We start from the raw sequence: 20,811 nt of genomic DNA on the forward strand, positions 1-20,811 counted from the left end.
CGCCAAGAAGGGGCCTAAAATGGCTGAAGAAAAAGACATCAATCCAATTCTGAAACAGGTTCTCGAACTTGGGCCAACGCTGGCGTTTTTCCTGCTGTATCTTCGGATGCGCGACAACACATATACTTGGGCGGGCACAGAATATTCGGGCTTTATTGTCGCCACCGTGGCCTTTGTGCCTGTTTTGCTGATCGCGATGGGCGCGCTTTGGTATTTTACCGGAAAACTTAGTCGCATGCAGATCTTTACGGCCTTCATGGTGATCTTTTTTGGCGGTCTTACGGCCTATTTCAACGATGAACGCTTCTTCAAAATGAAGACCACGCTGGTCTACGGTTTTTTCGCGGTGATCCTTGGCATTGGCTTGGTGCAGGGCAAGAGCTATTTGGCCTATGTGCTCTCGGATGCGCTTCCGATGGCGCATGAGGGCTGGATGATCCTGACACGGCGTTTGACTATGATGTTTGGCGCTTTGGCCGTGGGCAACGAAATCATTTGGCGCACCATGTCGACGGATGCTTGGGTCAAGATCGAAACCTTTGGCTTCCCGATCCTTTTGTTCGGATTCTTATGGCTTCAGTTCGTAGCGCTCCAAAAATATATTGAAATCGAAGATTAGGGCCTGTTGACGCTGCACCGCAGCGCGCGTTAGAAAGACCTGTGGCGATTTGATACCGGATTGTGGGCCACGTTAAATATGCCGCTAAAAGGTCAATGCTCGGGAACCCCGTTTGTTTGACCGCATCGGGGTTTTTTCGTGGAGCAAAGCCTTCGCGTATGGAGAACAATATGAGCAACGGGTGGAAGACACGGACGAAACTGGTCCATGCTGGATCTAAGCGCAGCCAGTGGAACGAAGTCAGCGAAGCGATCTTTCTAACCCAAGGGTTCGTATATGACACGGCTGAACAGGCCGAGGCGCGCTTTATTAAAGCAGAGCCGGATGAATATATTTACGCACGCTACGGTAACCCCACGGTCGCAATGTTCGAGGAACGCATGGCCGCGATTGAGGGCTGTGAAGACGGGTTTGCAACAGCCTCTGGCATGGCGGCGGTCAATGGTGCGTTGATGGCTTGCGTAAGCGCTGGCGATCACGTCGTCGGTTCGCGCGCGCTGTTTGGATCGTGTCTCTACATCCTTGATGAAATTCTGCCGCGCATGGGCGTTGAAGTGACTTTGGTCGATGGCCGCGATTTGGACGCGTGGGAAGCGGCGATCAGAGCAGACACAAAGCTTGTCTTCTTCGAGACGATCTCGAACCCGACGTTGGAAGTTGTCGACATCAAATCCGTCAGCGCAATGGCGCATGAGGTGGGGGCGATCGTTGTTGCAGACAATGTGTTTGCCACGCCGGTCTATTCCAAAGCCATAGAGCTGGGCGTTGATATTGTTGTCTATTCCGCCACAAAACACATTGATGGACAGGGGCGTGCGCTGGGGGGGATTATCCTTGGATCGCATGAATTGATCCGTGGCAAAGTTGAACCCTATATGAAGCACACAGGCGGCGCGATGAGCCCGTTTGCAGCGTGGATCATGCTCAAAGGGCTTGAGACAATGGACCTACGCGTGCGTGCGCAATCGGCGACCGCGGCCAAGCTAGCAGAGGCATTGGAAGGGCATCCTAAATTAGCGCGTTTGATCTATCCGGGCCATGCCAGCCATCCGCAAAACGACCTTGTGACGCGTCAGATGGGCAACGGCGGCACGATGTTGTCGATTGACGTGAAGGGCGGCAAAGAGGCTGCGTTTCGCACGCTTAATGCGTTGAAGATCGCGCTGATCTCGAACAACCTTGGTGATGCGAAAACCATCGCAACACCCCCAGCACAAACAACGCATCAACGCTTACCCGAAGATCAGAAACAGACGCTTGGCATTACCCCAGGTTTGATCCGTCTAAGCCTTGGGATCGAGGACAGTGACGATCTGGTTGCTGATATTTTGCAGGCGCTTGAGCAGGCTTAACGGCTCACCAACTTCACAAGGTGCGCCCGTAAAACCCTAGACGTTCTTCGTCGGTGAACATCGCGCCGGGCGTTTCGTAATATGTGAGAACCGTCACCACACGCGGGCGTTCGCCTTGTGCGGGGGTGACGCAGTGCGGGGTGTTCACGCCGCGAAACACGTTCAAGGTTCCTGCTGTGACATCAAGGGCTCGTACGTCTGGATCTTCGCCGCGCACCAGTTTGTTGACCCCTTCATAATTGGGATCTTCAGGGCTGCGCAGGTCAGTACGATACAAAAATGTGCTGCCCTTGATCGGCGCTTGCAACAGCAGTGTCGTGGTGAACTCAGAGCGATCAAAGTGCCAGTTCAGCCCCTGTCCATCGTGGTAGGCCATGACGTTCAAACATGCGAGCGGGTCGGCCATTGGATAAAGGGCAGGGCGCTGCATTACATCGGATAGAAAGTCGATGAAGGGCTGCCATTGATAAAGTTGGCTGACCGGTGTGTCCGCCACCTGATCTCCGCAAAGGGTTAAGTTAGAGGTCGAAAATTCCGAATAAAGAGGCGAGTCGTCGGGCACATCTGGGATCGACTTCTTGAAGTAGATGTTATGTTTACGCTCGTGGTGAAACGCCTCGGTGTCGAACTTGGGCAATGCAAAGTCCAAAGTCTGCGCAATCGGCGCCGAACGCATGAAACCCTCAAGATTGAACATGCCATCTGCGTCCAGATCCGCTTGGCAGCGTTTCGCAAGGGCTACGTAGGCGGCGCTATTCGGCTGATCAAGCGGGTAGAGATCAAGGTCGAGTATATCGTGCATCGGGTAAGTTCCTAGAATTATTTCATTATTTCGAGGTTGTCGTCTTTTGGCAAGGTCGAAATCCGCGCAAACCTGTCGCATTTGGTCACAATGCCTTCGTCTTTTCACGGGGTCGATCAACTTAAACCATAGGAAACTAAGCGCGTTCACATATATAGTTCCGTGACTCTGCTCTCGGGGGGCAAAAGATGAATATCCAGTCCGACGTAAATGGCGATGCAAAGACAGACGCAAAGGATGCGAAAGCGGCTTTGGAGGTATTGATAGATTGGGCCAGTCGGGCAAGCGCCGAAGACATCACGGCGCTTGATCCTAGGGTGCGTGAGCTGCTTGGAAAAAACACAACCCCAAGCCTGAGCAATGTCTACCCTGAGGATTTCAAAAGTGATCCAGCTTACAAAGCAATGCTGCCTGATCTGCAAAACGGTCCCAGCTCGCTTATTCGTGGCTCAAAGCAGCTTATCCAACACGTGGGGATCTCAAATTTTCGCCTGCCGATCCGCTTTCACACCAAACACGGTGGCGATTTGACGCTTGAAACATCTGTAACCGGCACAGTCAGCTTGGAGGCGGACAAGAAGGGCATTAACATGTCTCGCATCATGCGCACGTTCTATCGTCATGCGGAGCAAACCTTTAGCTTTGACGTTATCGAGGATGCGCTGGATGACTATAAATCCGATCTGGAAAGCTTTGATGCGCGACTTCAGATGCTGTTCTCGTTCCCTGTCAAAATCGAAAGCCTGCGTTCTGCTCTGACGGGCTATCAATATTACAAGATCGCTTTGGAATTGGCGGAACAAAATGGTGTGCGCCAGAAATTCATGCATGTGGATTATGTGTATTCGTCAACCTGTCCTTGTTCGCTTGAGCTCAGTGAACATGCGCGTCGTGAGCGTGGGCAACTCGCAACACCGCATTCGCAACGCTCGGTCGCACGCATTTCGGTAGAACTGATCGGCAAGCAAATCCTATGGTTTGAGGACCTGATTGAGCACTGCCGCAAAGCCGTTCCAACGGAAACGCAAGTCATGGTAAAACGCGAGGACGAGCAAGCCTTCGCCGAGCTGAACGCCGCCAATCCGATTTTCGTGGAAGACGCCGCGCGTTTGTTTTGCGAGCAACTATTACAAGATAACCGTATCGGGGATTTCCGTGTTGTCGCGTCGCATCAAGAAAGTTTGCATAGCCACGATGCTGTCAGCGTGTTGACCGAAGGGCCGAGTTTTGCGGCGACCAGCCTTGATCCCAAACTGTTCAGTACGCTGTTTCACGTTGGGTAAGCTTTGCTGCGCGTGCATTGCTGCATTGCAGTATTAACAAAGATACCACACTACCAATGGCTTAGATCACATCCTATATAGCCCTGAACAGAGCTTATAATGATTGAGGTTTCACATGGCTGTTCTCGACTTTGGTGCAACAAGCGCATCTTATCCCGCTTCCGCGTCTTTCTTTAAGCGCATCGGCGCACACATTATGGACGCGCTCACAAGTTTTGCTCATGCACGTGCGCGTACTGCTGAATTGCAGTATTACATGGACATGAGCGACGAACAGCTTGCGGCAAAAGGCTTGCGCCGTGATGAAATCGCGCGACATGTTTTCCGCGACCTGTTCATTTAAAAAAGTAACCACTTAAGCAATCCGCGGGGCCATGGTGCGCGCGGGTGCTTGACAGGGCAGGGGTGCTCGGCCAAGCCTTCGCGTTATGTTGGACCTGCGCCCAGTTGGATATGTGATCGGCCTTTTGGTCATGATGCTTGGGATGGCGATGCTGCTCCCTTTGCTCGTAGATCTGGCCGAAGCACGCGGGCACTGGCCTGCGTTTCTTCAAAGCGCTCTGATCACTTGTCTTGTCGGTGTGCTTGTCGCACTTTCCTGCTCAAACGGTGTCAAAGAAGGTCTGAACATTCAGCAAACCTTCTTGCTGACAACGGGCGTATGGCTTGCTTTGCCTGTGTTTGGCGCTTTGCCATTCATGTTTGGCGAAACAGAACTGCGCTTTGTGGATGCATTTTTCGAGGCAATGTCGGGCCTTACCACAACCGGCTCTACAGTTATTTCTGATCTTGATGAATTGCCCAAGGGCCTCCTTCTTTGGCGCGGTTTGATGCAGTGGCTAGGCGGAGTTGGTATCATTGTTGTAGCGATGGTGTTCCTGCCCGAGTTACGCGTCGGTGGTATGCAAATCTTCCGTGTGGAAGGCTTTGATACTATGGGAAAAATCCTGCCGCGCGCGACAGCGATTGCTTCGCAAATTTCCTATATTTACGTCGGTATTTCCCTCGTTTGTGCGGTGGTCTACATGCTGCTTGGCATGAATGCGTTTGATGCCAGCGTTCATGCGATGACCACGGTCGCGACTGGAGGATTCGCAAATTATGATGCCTCTTTCGGGGCGTTTTCGGGATCCATCGAATATGCGGCGGCGCTGTTTATGGTGCTCGCAGCACTGCCGTTCGTGCGGTATGTACAATTGCTCAACGGCAATCAAACAGCCGTTTTCAAAGACGCCCAAGTGCGTGGTTTCATGATGACCATCGCTTTCTTAGTGGTGCTCTGCGCGGCGGTGCTCGCCATTGGTCAAGATCGCGCGTTCGAGCCTGCATTCAGGCGCGCGTTGTTTAACATCGTCTCTATCGTGTCGGGCACAGGCTACGCGAGCGCGGATTACATGCTTTGGGGACCGTTCCTGGTCGCGCTCTTCTTTTTCGCTGGCCTCATTGGCGGTTGCGCTGGATCGACGGCCTGTTCGGTGAAAATCTTTCGCTACCAGCTCTTGTTTGCATCAATCCGCACACAAATGCGCCGAATCCACTCGCCAAACGGCGTGTTCTCGCCCCGTTATGAGGGCCGCACGGTCAGTGAAGACGTGCTAAGCTCCGTCATGTCGTTTTTTGTTTTCTTTGTGGTGACGCTTGGACTTTTAGCTGTCGCCCTAAGCATGACAGGCCTTGATTTGATCACTGCCTTGTCTGGCGCGTCAGCGGCTTTGGCGAACATTGGCCCCGGTTTAGGGTCAGAAATTGGACCTGCGGGCAACTACGGTGGCCTGAACGACATTGCTAAATGGCTTTTGGCGTTTGGCATGTTGATCGGACGTTTGGAATTGCTGGCGGTCTACGCCATCCTCACAGTTGGATTTTGGAGAGGTTGATATGCCACAAGCACCCCTAGGCGCGCAGATTTCGCACATGTTAAAAGCGCGCGGCGTGGATGTAATTTTCGGCATTCCCGGTGTGCATAATGTCGAAATGTATCGCGGTATCGAAGAGGCGGGCATCACCCATATACTTGCGCGACATGAGCAGGGTGCGGGTTTTATGGCCGATGGTTATGCGCGTGCGACCGGCAAGGCGGGTGTGGCTTACGTGATCACAGGGCCGGGTCTGTGCAACACGATGACGCCACTGGGGCAGGCCTATTCGGATAGCGTGCCTGTGCTGGCGATTTCGTCTTGTTTGGATGAAACATCCGCGACACGCGGGCAATTGCACCAGATGTTCGATCAAGCAGGGGCCGCGCGCACGGTCTGTGAATGGTCCGAGGAGGCGCGCTCCGCCTCCGCCGCGTATCACCTGATTGATCGTGCGTTCACAGAGTTTGCGACAGCGCGCCCGCGTTCCAAACACATTCAGGTGCCGATTGCTTTGGCGGGCAGCCTCACGGATGACGCGCCTGCGATATTACCGAGACCTGCAAAACCGCAGACCCCTCAGGCGCAATTGACGCAAGCGATAGCGATGATCCTAGCGGCGCAAAAACCGATCTTCGTGTTTGGCGGTGGTGCAGTCGCAGGCGCGGATGTGGTGGGCAAATTGCTGCGTATGACGGGTGCTTCGAGTTTCACGACATATGCGGGGCGCGGGGTCGTGCCAGTTGGAACCCCGCTGGATTTTGGCAGCACCTTAGCGCGTTCAGATAGCACTGCGGTTTTCGCGCAAGCGGATCTCGTGATTGCCGTCGGCACAGAGCTTGCGCAAGTGGATCTATGGCGCAGTGATCTTGGACATAATTGCCCGATGATCCGCGTTGATCTGGATCCGAGCGTTTTGGCGCAAGGCAAGACAGATGACCTGTTGATACAAGGCGACGCAGAAGCATTTTTACGCGCATTGGCAATTGCAATCCCTGCACGTGTGGATGATCGCGATCCGTGTTGGGACGCGGATGTGGTGACTTCTGCCCGTGCGCGTTGGCGTGCGGAAACTGATGCAGAGCGGCCGGGCATAGTGCCAATCTGCGATGCACTTGAAGTCGTGCTGCCAGAAGAAACGATGTTCTTTTCAGATATGACCCAATTTGCCTATGTGGCCAAAGAAATATGGGACATGCCAAAGCCTGCGCATTGGCATCATCCCTTTGGATTCGGCACGCTTGGCTATGCATTGCCCGCTGCGATTGGCGGCAAGATTGGCGTGGGCGATCAGCCGGTTGTGGCAATCGCAGGGGACTATGGGTTCCAGTACACGTTGCAAGAATTGGGTGTCGCGGTCGAGCTTGGGCTGAGTTTGCCGATCATTTTGTGGGACAATGGCAAGCTGAAAGAGATCGAGGATAGTATGGTGCGCAGTCAGATTGCTCCCAACGCGGTCGTCGCGCGCAATCCTGACTTTTGCAAATTGGCGGAAGCCTACGGAGCTGCAAGCGCGCGCCCTGCAAATCTAGCCGCTTTGGCAGAGGTCATGAAAAAAGCGCTGGCCCAACGCGGACCAACGCTTATTCATGTGACGCCAGAAATTTTGGATGGCTGAAGCTACTCCCAGCAGCTGACCAAGACGGTCATGTCTGCCGCAAGGCTCGCCAGATCTTCAGTGGGCAGAGCAGCACTTTGGGTGGCTTCAGCCGTCTCAACGCCTGCATCTGACAGCATTGCGGCGATCACGCTGTTGGGGACAGAAAAACCAACGCCCGCTGGCAATGCACGGCCCTTCATTTCCTTAGGGGCCAACATGCCAATGATCGCGCCTGCGGTATCCAGCACTGGACCGCCAACATCACCTGACATCGCTTCCATTTCGAGGCGGTTGAGGGTGGTTTCCCCGCCGAGTCCACGTAGATCTGCCAGCTTTCCGAAAGTTAGCGTGGGTGCATTCAAAGCGCCCTCAAACGGGTAGCCTGCAACCGCGATCTCTGTTTTCAAGCGTGGTTGGCCATTTCGGAAATTTGCGATCCCTGCTGGCGCAAGCGTTTCGTCGGGGCGTAATAGGGCCAAGCCATTAGTGTTGTCCGTTGCGCTGATTTGCGCGTCATAGTCGCCATCTATGGTGATCCGGCTGCATGATTGCACTGCATCCAAGGTGGTCAAAGTAGCTCCGTTGGAGGACACGTAAAAGCCGCTGCGTGACAGCTTGGGTGTGCGTATTTTCAAACCTGAAACCAGATCAATCGCTTGCAATTCATCCGTGCCCGCGGTCGGGTTCAGAACGCCCTCAAGACGGGTGAAGTTGGTCTGCATTTCCCCCAAAAGACGTGTGCGTCGCTCTTCATCACCAGTGGGCCAGATCAGCATGAAGCCTTTGACGTGACCGTCTTTCAAGCTCGCCTCTGTGTGGGAGATAAAGCTGTCGTTCTCGCCAGTCAGCACAAAGTCGTTTTTGTTGCGTTTGCGTTCGCCATCAAGCGGCACGGTTTCGAGTGTTTGTAGGATGTCGTAAAGACCGAATAGCGTGTTTTGATCGCCTGCTTGGCTGATTAGGATGACTTTCGCACCTTTCACAAAGCCAGTGCCCTCATAATGGGAAAAGGGCGACTCATAACGATCAAACGTGACCGCGCTCGTGGGCAAGGCAATTTCGATACCCGCATCCGTGTCCTCGACAAGTCGTAAATCCAAACCATCCAACACCGCATTATACTGCTGGAACAATACAGCCCTTTGTTTCGTGGTCAGAACACCGGTTTTTTCAAAGTTATTCGCTTCTTGCCACGCGGCCATGGAATTTCGCGTGCCACGCCCGAAAGATCCGTCAATTGCCGCGTTGTAAAACCCAGCCCATTGCAAAGCGATCTGGAGGTTTTTCTTCGCATCACGCGACAAAGCTGCTTCGCTCGCACGGGCCTCGCGGGGTGTTTCGTCTGGCACTTCTGGTTCTGCTGCAGGTTCCGGCGCGGCGGCAGGGGCTTCCGCAACTGTTTCAGCCTCGCTGGAAAGGGCTGGTGCCAAAGGCGTGACATTCAAAAGGTTGGCACCCACTGGCCAGAATTGTTGGCGAAATGCAGCGGAGAAAGCGATGAAACTATCACGTGGAATGCGGCCTTCATTGCGGTAATTGCGCAAAACCGTTGCCGCATCTTCTGGTGAATACGGCCCAAGCGCGACTGCGTACCATCCACCGCCGAGCGAGAAACCGTTCACATCAGGCAGTGCTGCTGCATAAGAGCGCGCACGGCTTTCCGCGGCATTCAAGCTCGGTCGTGCTTCAATTTGCACCCAAGCGGCGTCTTGCGCATAGGCGGGGCGCAGGGCTGCGAAAAAGATCAAAACGAAAGAAAGAAAGATGCGCTTCATGGGAATAGCCTCGTAAAACGAAGTGCTGGACATGGTTTTTGAATTCACGTGTGTATCGTTCTGCATTAGGGGCAGATTAGGCGTGATTTTCGGCAATTTTTAGGCAATAGTCCACAGGATATGCACAACATTCTCGTGAAAAACACTGTATGTTGATTGATTGACCCTCGAGGATGCAGAGGCTAATCAACCCCAAAGGCGCGCGGTGCGTGCGATCTATCTGGCGGCTACTGTAATGAATTCAGAAAAATCTAAATCATTTCAAGAGATTATCTTGCGTTTGCAGTCCTATTGGGCCTCACAAGGCTGTGCTGTGATGCAGCCCTATGATATGGAAGTTGGTGCAGGAACCTTTCATCCGGCCACAACGCTACGCTCGCTTGGCTCGAAACCCTGGGCAGCGGCATATGTGCAACCCTCGCGCCGCCCCACGGATGGGCGCTACGGCGAGAACCCGAACCGCTTGCAGCATTACTATCAGTATCAGGTCGTGATCAAACCTAGCCCACCCGACCTTCAGGCGCTTTATCTTGGCTCGCTTGAGGCAATTGGCGTCGATATGGAGATGCATGACATCCGATTTGTGGAGGACGATTGGGAAAGCCCGACGCTTGGCGCGTGGGGGCTTGGCTGGGAAGTCTGGTGTGATGGTATGGAAGTCAGCCAGTTCACCTATTTTCAACAGGTCGGCGGGCATGATTGCGCGCCTGTCGCAGGGGAATTGACATACGGTCTAGAGCGCCTGGCTATGTATATTTTGAACTGCGATCACGTGATGGACATGCCTTACAACGATCCGCAGTCACCTATTCCGCTCAGCTATGGCGATGTGTTCAAGCAAACCGAAGAAGAATTCGCGCGTTGGAATTTTGACGTGGCCAACACCGATGTGTTGTTGCGCCATTTTGAAGAAGCCGAGGCCGAATGCGCCAATATTCTGGATCAAACGCATGACGATCCGAAGACCGGCAAACGTATTATCATGGCGCATCCCGCCTATGATCAATGCATCAAGGCGAGCCATATTTTTAACTTGCTCGACGCGCGCGGGGTCATTTCTGTCACTGAACGCCAAGCCTATATCGGACGCGTGCGCACATTGGCGAAAGCCTGTGCCGATGCCTTTGTGCAAACCACTGCGGGTGGTCACGTTCAATGAGACTGGGCCAATTTCTAGCGGGGTTCACCGTGTTTTCAGCGCTTTTGGCCGGTGGGGCCATGTACTATTTGCAGGTCTACGCTTTTTACGAAGAGGTCTCTGCACAAGGCGACGACGTACAACTCGTGTCGCTGATGTCGGGCGAGCCTGAGCCGATTTTGTTTGAAAATTTCCAAGCGATTGACGGCAGCAGCTCGCCCATTCGCTATCGCGCGTGCTTTACTACAGAGATGAGCCACGCATTGCTCAGCGTAACCTATGTCGCGTTCGAGAACGCGGAACCGCGCAATGCGCCGGGTTGGTTTGACTGCTTTGACGCGGAAGCGATTGGCGCAGAATTAGAAGTGGGGACAGCGCTTACGTTCCTGTCGCAAAAGAACTTTGCTTACGGCGTCGACCGCGTTGTCGCCATCACCGAAGACGGTCGCGGCTACGTCTGGCACGAACTCAATGATTGCGGTGCGAAAGCCTATGATGGCTCGCCCACGGGGGAAGCCTGCCCACCTCGTGAAGACGTCGAAGGACAAAACTAATGCCTGATCTCTTGATTGAACTGTTCTCCGAAGAAATCCCCGCACGCATGCAAGGCCGCGCTGCGGATGATCTGAAAAAACTGATGACGGATGGCATGGTTGAGGCGGGTTTGACCTATGCCTCTGCCGCTGCATTTTCGACGCCGCGGCGTTTGTGCCTGACGGTTGAGGGTCTGCTCGCAGAAAGTCCAACCGTGCGTGAAGAGCGCAAAGGTCCCAAAGTCGGCGCACCTGACAAAGCGATTGAAGGGTTCTTGCGTGGCGCAGGTCTTACCCGTGATCAATTGGAAGAGCGCGACACGCCCAAAGGTGCGGTCTACTTTGCGAGCTTCGAAAAGCAGGGCCGCCCCGCGCCTGAGATCATCGCCGAGGTGCTGGAACAGACGATCCGCACTTTCCCATGGCCTAAATCCATGCGCTGGGGTGCTGGATCATTGCGTTGGGTGCGTCCTTTGCATTCGATCCTTTGCGTGCTTAGTGACAAAGCGGGCAGCGAGGTCGTGCCTTTGGATGTAGACGGGATTACCTCTAGCAAGGTGACATATGGCCATCGTTTCATGGCCCCAAAGCAGATAACTGTGAACGGCTTCGAGGATTATGAGGCGCAGCTTAAGCGTGCTTTCGTCGTTCTGAACGCTGGTGAGCGCGCGGATGCAATTTGGGAAGACGCGAAAAACCAAGCCTTCGCCAATGGCTTGGAAGTTGTTGAAGATGCAGGGCTTTTGCGCGAAGTCGCAGGGCTGGTGGAATGGCCTGTTGTACTGATGGGCGAGATTGCCGAAGATTTCCTAGGCTTGCCGCCAGAAGTGTTGCAGACCTCCATGAAGGAACATCAGAAGTTTTTCTCTGTAAAGAATGCCAAAACGGACCAGATTGAACGCTTTATCACCGTCGCCAACCGCGAAACCGTCGATAATGGCGCAACGATCCTTGCGGGTAACCAAAAGGTCCTGTTCGCGCGTTTGTCTGACGCGAAGTTCTTCTGGGAAAACGATTTGCGGGTGGCGACATCCGACATGGCGTCATGGACCGCTGCGCTCTCCAACGTGACCTTCCACAACAAGCTTGGTACGCAGGCAGAACGAATTGAACGTATCGCCGCTTTGGCGCGTGAGTTGGCCCCCGTCGTGGGTGCGGACGCGGATGAAGCTGAGCGCGCGGCGAAGCTTGCCAAGGCTGACTTGAGCTCTGAAATGGTTTATGAATTCCCTGAATTGCAGGGCTTGATGGGTCGTTATTACGCTGAATCCGCTGGTGAAACTGCGGCAGTGGCGGCCGCGGCTGAAGAGCATTACGCGCCTTTGGGCCCATCCGATGCGGTGCCGACAGCGCCTGTGTCAGTGGCTGTGTCCTTGGCGGATAAGATCGACACGCTTACGGGTTTCTGGGCGATTGATGAAAAGCCAACGGGATCTAAGGATCCGTTCGCTTTGAGACGGTCTGCTTTGGGCGTTATTCGGTTGGTGTTGGAGAATGATCTGACAATCAGAAGTAAGCCTTTGTTCACAAAGGCAGATATGCGTGTCGATTCTGACGATCTTCTCTCTTTCTTCCATGACCGTCTCAAAGTTTATTTGCGCGACCAAGGTGTGCGACATGATGTGATCGATGCGTGCGTCGCGATGGAGGGCAATGACAATCTCGCTTTGCTCGTCAAACGCGCGGTTGCTTTGGAAGCATTCTTGAAAACCGAAGACGGCACCAACTTGCTGCAAGGATTTAAACGCGCCAACAACATTCTGTCTAAAGAAGAAGACAAGGACGGCGTCGAGTATTCTTACGGTGGCGATGTGAAATTCGCTGAAACCGAAGAAGAAAAAGCGCTGTTCGTGGCTTTGTCGAGTGAAGGTCCCGTGATTGAAGCGGCGTTGAAGACCGAGGATTTCGCCGCTGCCATGAGCGGCATGGCCGGTCTGCGCGCCCCGATTGATGCGTTCTTTGAAGCGGTGCAGGTGAACAGCGACAATCAGACTGTGCGTCGTAATCGTTTGAACTTGCTCAGTGATATTCGCAAACTTGTCGGCTCTGTCGCCGATTTGACGCGGGTTGAGGGATAAAGGCAGCGCTTGCGTGAACTGAATTGAGGTCTATGCTGCGCGCAACCGTTAAGAGGATGCCGCAGTGCAGAATAATCCGCATACGACGCTGATCACCGCAACAGCGCCCGTGTCACCCGACACGCACGGCGGGCGCACGAAGTGTTTGCAGCGTTTGGTGCGTTTGGATCTGCCTGTGCCGCGCACGGTGGGTTTGTCGTTTGAGGCGGTCCACAATATCGCGCGCGGCGACATGCCGGATATGCAGCTGCTTTTGTCACCTTTTGAAGTGGGCGAACTGCTTTGTGTGCGACCGTCGTCAGAAGATCCCGATTGGGGTGGTCCAAGCGCCATTTTGAACATCGGTATGAACGAAGCGCGCTTTGATGATTTCGCGAAACGTTTGGGGAAAGATGTGGCCGCGTCGCTTTATGCACGATTTGTTCATTCTTACTCAATACAGGTGGCGCGTCTTGATCCAGATGTATTTGACGAGATTGGCGCAGAGGGCGAAGCGTCGTTGAGCGCGGCGTTGCGCGCCTATGAAGAGGAAACCGATGAACCTTTCCCGCAGGATCCTGCGGTGCAATTGGCGGAAGTTCTACGCTCTATGGCGCGCGCGTGGGACGGCACATCTGCGCGCTTGTTGCGTCAGGCGAAGGGTGCGCCTGCGGATGCGGGGCTTGGGCTTGTAGTGCAATCCATGGCGCTTGGGTTTGGTAAGGGCGAATGTGGGTCGGGTGTCTTACAACTGATTGATCCCGAGACTGGCTTGGAGCAGTTGACGGGACGCTACTTAAGCCAGAGCCAAGGGCGTGATGCGCTAGAGAGCGGTACAAAAGCGCTGTTTTTAGAGCGAGACGCGCGTGGGCCTTCCTTGGAAGAGCTTGCGCCAGAGGCCTTTGCGAGTTTGGTCGAGTATGCGCGTTTGATGCGCCAGAAGTTGCGTGAAGAAATGCAGGTCGAATTCGTGATCGAAGACGGGCGGGTGTATCTATTAGACGGCGTTCGGGTTTCTCGGACCAGCCGCGCCGCTGTCAGAAGTGCGGTGCGTTTGGCCCAAGACGGTATTATCTCGCGGCAAGAATCCTTGATGCGCGTGCCGCCATCCGCGCTGAATGAATTGTTGCACCGCCAAGTGGATCGCAGTGTTGCCTGTGATGTCATGGGGCGCGGCGTTGCGGCAAGTCCTGGCGCGGCCACAGGGCGGATCGTATTTTCCGCAGCGGATGCGCAGGCTTGTGCGGCGCGGGGCGAGGCTTGTGTCTTGGTGCGGCGCGAAACATCGCCCGAAGATATTCGCGGCATGCACGCGGCCAATGCGATTTTGACGGAGCGTGGCGGCATGACCTCGCATGCGGCCGTTATCGGGCGTGGTATCGGGTTGCCTTGCGTCGTAGGCGCGACCGAGTTGAGATTCCAATTAAGAAAGAAATTGCTGACCTCTCCCGATGGTCGTGTGTTCAAAGAGGGCGATATCATCACGATCGATGGCACACACGGCGAGGTTTTGGCTGGTCCCGTCTCCATGCTGGAAGCAACGTTGGATGATGCGTTTCAAACCTTGCTCACATGGTCAGATGCGGAGCGTGATATCGGTATTCGCGCGAATGCAGACACGCCTGCCGACGCGCAAACCGCGAAAATGTTCCAAGCGCAGGGCATCGGCCTGTGCCGCACCGAGCATATGTTTTTTGAAGATGATCGCCTTACGGTCATGCGCGAAATGATTTTTGCAGAGAACAGCGAAGATCGACGCGCCGCATTGGAGCGCTTGTTGCCGGTCCAACGCGCCGATTTCACTGAACTATTCCGCACTATGGCGGGCATGCCCGTGTGCATTCGCCTGCTTGATCCACCTTTGCACGAATTTCTGCCCTCCGATCATGCCGGCCATCGCGCTTTGGCCGAAGCGCTTGATATTCCGCTCGCAGATGTCACGCGGCGGGTCGAAGCGATGGGGGAATACAACCCTATGCTGGGCCTGCGCGGCGTGCGTCTAGGCATTACGGTGCCCGAAATTTACGACATGCAAGTGCGTGCGATCTTTGAGGCGGCGATTGATGTCTCTAAGGAGGGCGTGGCGATTGTCCCCGAAATTATGATCCCCTTGGTGTCGGCCAAACGTGAAGTCGAACTCGTGAAGATGCGCGTTGATATTGTTGCGGCGGCCGTGAAGGCAGAAACAGGGGCGGAGTTCGAATACCAGTTGGGAGTCATGGTCGAAACCCCGCGTGCAGCTTTGCGTGCGGAAGATATTGCTGAAAACGTCTCGTTCTTGAGCTTTGGCACCAACGATTTGACCCAAATGACATACGGTTTGTCACGTGATGATGCGGGCAGGTTTATGACCGAGTACGTACGCCAAGGCGTGTTTGAGGAAGATCCGTTCCACACATTGGATGTGGATGGCGTCGGCGAATTGCTTATTCTAGGGGCCAAACGTGGACGCGCGGCGCGCCCCGGTTTGACATTATCCATGTGCGGCGAGCACGGGGGCAATACCGAATCGATTGCCTTCTGTCGGGCTGCCGGATTTGACTATGTGTCTTGCTCACCGTTTAGGGTGCCTGTTGCAAGATTAGCAGCAGCGCAACTGGCGATTTTGGACCACTTACAGTAGTGTGCTAAAGCTTTCCCACAAGATGTTGAAAAAATCGCGATTCTTTTTTCCGGTGTTCTGAGCGACGCTACGTCGTGATTTGGCCTGGGGTAGATTTTTTACCTTTTGGTGATATCTAGCAAGGGATTGAAATAACACCTGTGAGCCTGATGCGTACGACCTCGATCGCTTGTCTTTTGACCCTTTTCGCACTGCCTGCCTCAGCAGAAGCGGTGTCGGGTGAATTGTCTTCAATGATCAAACGCGATGAAACAGCGCTCGCGCGTTTGACGCAATCGCGCGTTGATGCCTTATTTCGACGTGTGAGCACGGGCAGCATCGGCTCTGTCGAATATACACGCAGCTTTCTGGACGCCTTGCCCGCCGCTAAAGGGGGCAAACACCTGACGTGCCTGTCCGAAGCACTATATTTTGAGGCGCGTGGTGAGTCGGTAAAGGGGCAATTTGCGGTTGCCGAAGTCATAATGAACCGCGTTGATGATCGTCGTTATCCAGGCACGGTATGCGGCGTGATCAACCAAGGCACGGGCCGTAAGTTTGCGTGCCAATTTACTTATACCTGCGATGGTCGCGCAGAGAACATCACGGAAAAAGCCACTTACGCGCGTTTGCGTAAAATTGCGAAACTCATGCTGTCTGATATGCCCAAGTCGCTGACCAAAGGCGCCACGCACTATCACACCAAAGCGGTGCGCCCGAAGTGGAGCCGCGTTTTCCCACGGACCGCAACGATAGGGGTTCATCATTTCTATCGTGAACCATCGCGCGTGAGCCGCAACTAGCACTTTAATTTGAGAAAAACGTTTAAGCGCATGAGAGTGCGGCTAGGTCGGAACTCTTGTGGTCAATGAAACGGGGCGTCTCAAATGAACGATGAGATTAAACAGGCTTTTGCACATCCAAGCGCGCGCTCACTCGCCAGCCAAACGGATCCTATGTTTGATCGCATCTCACTGCGAGATCACATCGTTTCTGTCGAAATCGGCGCTTTTCAGGCAGAACGCAATATAACGCAGCGGCTTAGCTTTAATGTTGTGGTTGAAGTGCGCCATGTAACCCAAGACCTTGGCGACGACGTGGACCTTATACTGTCTTATGACAGTGTCACAGAAGCGATTAACATCGAACTCGCAGCAGAGCGTTTGAATTTACTCGAAACGCTGGCCGAACGGATTGCGGATCGCATCTTAAAGGAGCCCCAAGCACAACGCGTGTTCCTGCGCATTGAAAAGCTGGATCGTGGAGGTGGCGCGCTTGGTGTTGAGATTGTCCGCGAGTTGTCAGGTGTGGCGCAATCTACGATCCTAGGCCATGCGCCTGATCCTGCACGGATTGTCTATCTGAGCGCGGTTGCTTTGGAAAGTGCGCATTTGGATCATTGGGTGGATCAATTAAGCGCGATGGACGCCCCTTTGATTTTTACGGTGGCTGGGGATGACAAGATTGCGGATGTAGGGTCCGAAACGGGACAAGCTCATGTTGATTTGTTAGCGATTGAGCAGAAAGCGTGGACCTTCGCGGCGCGAGAACCACGCTGCGCCGTTGTTGAAACCCGAACAGAGCTGGATTGGGCGATGAAAAACGACCAAATCTGCGTTTGGGCTCCACGAAAGTTCGTGATGGATGCGGTGGAAAGCCCGATTTCACTGATCAACAGCCCAATAGCTTTGGCGGATTGGTTGGCCACTCAGATTGGTGCGCTGGAAGTGTTGGTGATTGGCGAAGACCTGCCGAACGGTATCAAAACCGCTTGTCGGAGCATCCCTATTGAGCGCATAGATATCAGCGCGGCCTAAAGCTGTCCAATTCAGAATACGGATCCTAATATGATCGACTATTTTAGGCCACTCGCCCAAATGGGGGACGCGCGTCCAAGTGATGCGCTAACTTTGGCTGGCACCCGCAGTTGGTTTACACATGTTGAGCGTTTGAGCCGCACCGACGCGGCCCAAATTATTCCCGTTTCAGAGACCTCCCAGGAGTGGCGTGATCTTGTGGGCAACCTAAGACACTCAATTGCGGGCCTCGATTTCGCCAATCCCGTGATCATGGGCATCCTGAACGTGACGCCGGATAGTTTTTCGGATGGTGGCGCGCATAATGCGCCGGCGAAAGCGGTGCGCGTGGCACTCAAGATGCAAAACGAAGGCGCGCATTTGATCGATATAGGCGGTGAAAGTACACGGCCCGGTGCTTTGGAAGTACCTTATGAGGCAGAAATTGCACGCACGGTTCCCGTTATTGAAGCGATCCGCAAAACGCTTGGTATGCCGATGTCGATTGATACGCGCAAAGCCCGTGTTGCCGATGCAGCGCTGGCTGCAGGTGTAAATATCGTGAACGATGTCTCGGGCTTCAAGTTTGATCCTGGCCTTGGACCCTTGTGCGCCAAGCACGCCGCACCTGTGTGTTTGATGCATGCGCAAGGCCTGCCGGAAACCATGCAAGATGCACCGCACTATGATGATGTGCTTTTGGATGTGTTTGATGTTTTGGCGGAGCAAATCGAAGTTGCGATGGGTTTTGGTTTATCGCGCAATCAGATCATTGTGGATCCGGGCCTTGGGTTTGGGAAAACCCAAAGTCACAACCTTGCGCTTATTCGTGGATTATCGCTGTTTCATGGCTTAGGCTGTGCAGTGATGCTTGGCGCGTCGCGCAAAGGATTTATTCGCGACATCGGACAAGCGCCTAAAGCAGAAGATCGCGCGCCTGGCTCGATTGCAGTTGGTTTGGCTGCGGTCCAACAAGGTGTTCACATTTTGAGAGTGCACGATGTTTCGCAAACTCGACAAGCACTGGCCTTATTTCAGGCCGCGACGACAGGACTAGATTCATGAGCAGAAAACTATTTGGCACAGACGGCGTACGCGGCAAAGCCAATACCTATCCCATGACCGCAGAAATGGCACTGCGTATTGGCGCAGCGGCGGGCATTTACTTTCGCCGCAACCATTCTAGTGTGCACCGTGTCGTTATCGGCAAAGACACCCGCCGCTCTGGTTATATGCTCGAAAGTGCGCTGACGGCGGGCCTGACCTCGACGGGGATGAGCGTGTTTTTGATGGGCCCAATCCCGACCCCAGCGGTTGGCATGTTGACGCCCTCAATGCGTGCGGATTTGGGAATCATGATTTCGGCCAGCCACAATCCGCATGAAGACAACGGTATCAAGTTTTTTGGCCCAGATGGTTTTAAACTTTCGGACGAGGCAGAGATGGAGATTGAAGAGCTCGTCGCCTCTGGCGTAGACTTGGTTGAGCCAATGAAAATTGGCCGTACGCGTCATATTTATGATGGCCGCTCTCGCTATAATGAGCGCGTCAAAGCGGCTTTCCCGAGCAATCTTTCGCTGGGTGGTATGAAAGTTGTCATCGATTGCGCGAATGGTGCAGCCTACCGCGCAGCGCCCGAAGTGCTGTGGGAACTTGGCGCAGAGGTGATCCCGGTTGGCGTGTCACCAAACGGTTATAATATCAACGACAATTGTGGCTCGACCAAGCCGATGACCGCCTCTGAGACCGTGATCGCGCATGGTGCCCATGTTGGGATATGTCTGGATGGTGATGCTGATCGTTGCATCATTCTGGACGAGACCGGAAAAGTCGCGGACGGCGATCAATTTATGGGACTTATTGCAGGTCGCTGGGCTGAAGAAGGCCGTCTTAAGGGCAATACTTTGGTAGCGACTGTGATGTCCAATCTCGGACTAGAACGGCATCTTGAAAACAATGGTTTAACCCTCGCACGTACAGGCGTGGGCGATCGTTATGTCGTTGAAGAGATGCGAAAAAAGGGTTTTAATCTAGGCGGCGAACAGTCGGGTCACATCGTGATGACGGATTACGCCACGACAGGTGACGGGCTTATGGCGGGCTTGCAGTTCTTGGGTGATTTGGCCCGCACGGGGCGCAAAGCGTCCGAGCTTATTTCTGTTTTTGAACCGGTGCCCCAGATGCTTCAAAATGTGCGATATGCAGTGGGTCAGACCCCCTTGGAGGACAGCAAAGTGCAGTCTGTCATTGCGGGGGCTGAAAAAGATCTTAGCGGTAAGGGGCGCTTGCTTATTCGTAAATCAGGAACTGAGCCGCTGATCCGTGTGATGGCGGAATCCGAGGACCCTGATTTGCTGAAGGATGTAGTCGAGCGGATCGTCGACGAAGTGGCGCGTGCGACGGCCTAGCGTCTCAGCGCAGCCAGAATCGCACGACTTTGACTGATGAAAATGCCTAGAAGGACCAGTGCCAGAGCCGTGTAGAGCTGCGCTGGTAGGTCCTCACCCATCAACGTGATCCCGAAGATGACAGACCAGATTGGCACCATATAGCTGGTGATATTCATGAAAAGTGACCCCGCCGTGGTGATCACTCGCACGCGGATGATCGCGCCAAGTGCCGTTGGTAGGAGGGCTGCGTAGATCAATGCGGAAGTTGGTGTAAATGGAAGCGTGCTCGGCAAAGGCTCCGTAAGCAATCCAAAAGACACGGTGATCGCTGCGGCTACGGTCATCGTTCCCGCAGCAAATGCAATCGGTGGCATCTTTGGCGCGCGACGTGTCAGAACCGAGCCGATCGCATACCCGCAGGCGCAGACGATACAAGCGATGCGACCCCACAAAACGAGATCGCTTTGGCTTGATGAAAAAGCTCCGGGTCCGACGAGGACGATTAACCCGATAAAGCCGATGATCATGCCAATCACACGGCGGGGTCCGATGCCTTCTTCGGGTGAAAAGATATAGACAAGAGGGAGTACTAAGATCGGCACCGTGCTCATCGCGACGCCAGCAAAGGCGGAAGGCACATGTTGTTGGCCCCATGACAGCATGGATAGCGGCATCGCCAAAGCGATTGTTCCAATCAAGCTTATGAACAGCCATCCACGTTTTCCCGCAGTTTTGTGAATTGCTGTAATGGGTTGCCCGATAAATACGCCAAGAATATTCAGCACAATTGCTGCGCCCGCGAGCCTACTCGCCGTGAAAAGCCGTGGCCCATATCCCTCTAATGCGGTGCTAATCGCCATAAACGCAGCACCCCAAATCACACCAAGAAAGATGATCAAAAACCAGTTCAAAAGGCCTGGATTGTCGGGGGTTGGCGCGTCGCTCATATGCAAAAGAGGTGACCCCAGCCGAGGCTGGGGTCAATCACTATTTTGTACCGGTTTTGAA

17 protein-coding genes and 1 riboswitch are annotated in these 20,811 nt (G+C 54.1%); of the genes, 14 read left to right on the forward strand and 3 right to left on the reverse strand.

Going from position 1 to position 20,811, the window contains the following annotated elements; genetic code table 11:
• The first annotated feature begins 19 nt into the window (after nucleotides 1-19).
• Nucleotides 20-619: an inner membrane-spanning protein YciB gene (locus QZ280_RS15315; protein ID WP_293445821.1), complete on the forward strand. Its 600-nt coding sequence runs from the start codon at nucleotides 20-22 to the stop codon at nucleotides 617-619.
• A gap of 31 nt (nucleotides 620-650) precedes the next feature.
• Nucleotides 651-727: riboswitch (SAM riboswitch) on the forward strand.
• 62 nt (nucleotides 728-789) lie between these two features.
• Nucleotides 790-1,971 carry an O-succinylhomoserine sulfhydrylase gene (gene metZ / locus QZ280_RS15320; protein ID WP_293445823.1) on the forward strand — a complete coding sequence of 394 codons (1,182 nt, stop codon included), beginning with the start codon at nucleotides 790-792 and terminating at the stop codon, nucleotides 1,969-1,971.
• A gap of 13 nt (nucleotides 1,972-1,984) precedes the next feature.
• On the opposite strand, the gene QZ280_RS15325 is transcribed toward metZ, so the two are convergent.
• Entirely contained in the window at nucleotides 1,985-2,773 is a 789-nt protein-coding gene (locus QZ280_RS15325; protein WP_293445826.1) for a 2OG-Fe(II) oxygenase, read from the reverse strand.
• A 188-nt stretch (nucleotides 2,774-2,961) separates the two neighbouring features.
• Between QZ280_RS15325 and folE2 the strand changes: the two genes are divergently transcribed.
• The 4 genes from folE2 (at nucleotide 2,962) to QZ280_RS15345 (ending at nucleotide 7,530) form a co-directional block, all read left to right on the forward strand.
• Nucleotides 2,962-4,056, forward strand: coding sequence for a GTP cyclohydrolase FolE2 (gene folE2 / locus QZ280_RS15330; RefSeq protein WP_293445829.1), 1,095 nt, complete (start codon nucleotides 2,962-2,964; stop codon nucleotides 4,054-4,056).
• A gap of 115 nt (nucleotides 4,057-4,171) precedes the next feature.
• Nucleotides 4,172-4,399: a DUF1127 domain-containing protein gene (locus tag QZ280_RS15335; protein WP_293445832.1), complete on the forward strand. Its 228-nt coding sequence runs from the start codon at nucleotides 4,172-4,174 to the stop codon at nucleotides 4,397-4,399.
• 85 nt (nucleotides 4,400-4,484) lie between these two features.
• On the forward strand, nucleotides 4,485-5,933 hold the full coding sequence (locus QZ280_RS15340; protein ID WP_293445835.1) for a TrkH family potassium uptake protein: 1,449 nt from the start codon (nucleotides 4,485-4,487) through the stop codon (nucleotides 5,931-5,933).
• Nucleotide 5,934: 1 nt separating this feature from the next.
• Complete coding sequence (locus QZ280_RS15345) at nucleotides 5,935-7,530, forward strand: thiamine pyrophosphate-binding protein (RefSeq protein ID WP_293445837.1); 1,596 nt, start codon at nucleotides 5,935-5,937, stop codon at nucleotides 7,528-7,530.
• 2 nt (nucleotides 7,531-7,532) lie between these two features.
• Here QZ280_RS15345 and QZ280_RS15350 read toward each other — a convergent pair whose 3' ends face one another.
• Nucleotides 7,533-9,287 (reverse strand): serine protease, encoded by a 1,755-nt coding sequence (locus QZ280_RS15350; protein WP_293445839.1) that lies wholly within the window; start codon nucleotides 9,285-9,287, stop codon nucleotides 7,533-7,535.
• 235 nt (nucleotides 9,288-9,522) lie between these two features.
• Between QZ280_RS15350 and QZ280_RS15355 the strand changes: the two genes are divergently transcribed.
• From QZ280_RS15355 to glmM, 8 genes are all read left to right on the forward strand, one after another.
• A complete protein-coding gene (locus QZ280_RS15355; RefSeq protein ID WP_293445841.1) occupies nucleotides 9,523-10,446 on the forward strand; it encodes a glycine--tRNA ligase subunit alpha in 924 nt (307 codons plus the stop codon).
• Nucleotides 10,443-10,979, forward strand: coding sequence for a DUF6446 family protein (locus QZ280_RS15360; protein ID WP_293445844.1), 537 nt, complete (start codon nucleotides 10,443-10,445; stop codon nucleotides 10,977-10,979). The genes QZ280_RS15355 and QZ280_RS15360 overlap by 4 nt, the downstream gene beginning before the upstream one ends.
• Nucleotides 10,979-13,036, forward strand: coding sequence for a glycine--tRNA ligase subunit beta (gene glyS / locus QZ280_RS15365; protein WP_293445846.1), 2,058 nt, complete (start codon nucleotides 10,979-10,981; stop codon nucleotides 13,034-13,036). Before QZ280_RS15360 ends, glyS begins: the two co-directional genes overlap by 1 nt.
• Before the next feature lie 64 nt (nucleotides 13,037-13,100).
• Complete coding sequence (locus QZ280_RS15370) at nucleotides 13,101-15,638, forward strand: putative PEP-binding protein (protein WP_293445849.1); 2,538 nt, start codon at nucleotides 13,101-13,103, stop codon at nucleotides 15,636-15,638.
• A 149-nt stretch (nucleotides 15,639-15,787) separates the two neighbouring features.
• On the forward strand, nucleotides 15,788-16,420 hold the full coding sequence (locus QZ280_RS15375; RefSeq protein WP_293445940.1) for a cell wall hydrolase: 633 nt from the start codon (nucleotides 15,788-15,790) through the stop codon (nucleotides 16,418-16,420).
• Nucleotides 16,421-16,504: 84 nt separating this feature from the next.
• Nucleotides 16,505-17,434, forward strand: a complete 930-nt coding sequence (locus tag QZ280_RS15380) for a dihydroneopterin aldolase (protein WP_293445885.1) — start codon at nucleotides 16,505-16,507, stop codon at nucleotides 17,432-17,434.
• A gap of 30 nt (nucleotides 17,435-17,464) precedes the next feature.
• On the forward strand, nucleotides 17,465-18,478 hold the full coding sequence (gene folP / locus QZ280_RS15385) for a dihydropteroate synthase (RefSeq protein WP_293445888.1): 1,014 nt from the start codon (nucleotides 17,465-17,467) through the stop codon (nucleotides 18,476-18,478).
• Nucleotides 18,475-19,821 (forward strand): phosphoglucosamine mutase, encoded by a 1,347-nt coding sequence (gene glmM, locus QZ280_RS15390; protein WP_293445891.1) that lies wholly within the window; start codon nucleotides 18,475-18,477, stop codon nucleotides 19,819-19,821. The genes folP and glmM overlap by 4 nt, the downstream gene beginning before the upstream one ends.
• Here glmM and QZ280_RS15395 read toward each other — a convergent pair.
• Nucleotides 19,818-20,750 (reverse strand): DMT family transporter, encoded by a 933-nt coding sequence (locus QZ280_RS15395; protein ID WP_293445894.1) that lies wholly within the window; start codon nucleotides 20,748-20,750, stop codon nucleotides 19,818-19,820. The two genes, glmM and QZ280_RS15395, sit on opposite strands and share 4 nt — an antisense overlap.
• Nucleotides 20,751-20,811: the final 61 nt, after the last annotated feature.

The sequence above is a fragment of the Planktotalea sp. genome, assembly GCF_018607995.1.
Taxonomy (GTDB): domain Bacteria; phylum Pseudomonadota; class Alphaproteobacteria; order Rhodobacterales; family Rhodobacteraceae; genus Planktotalea.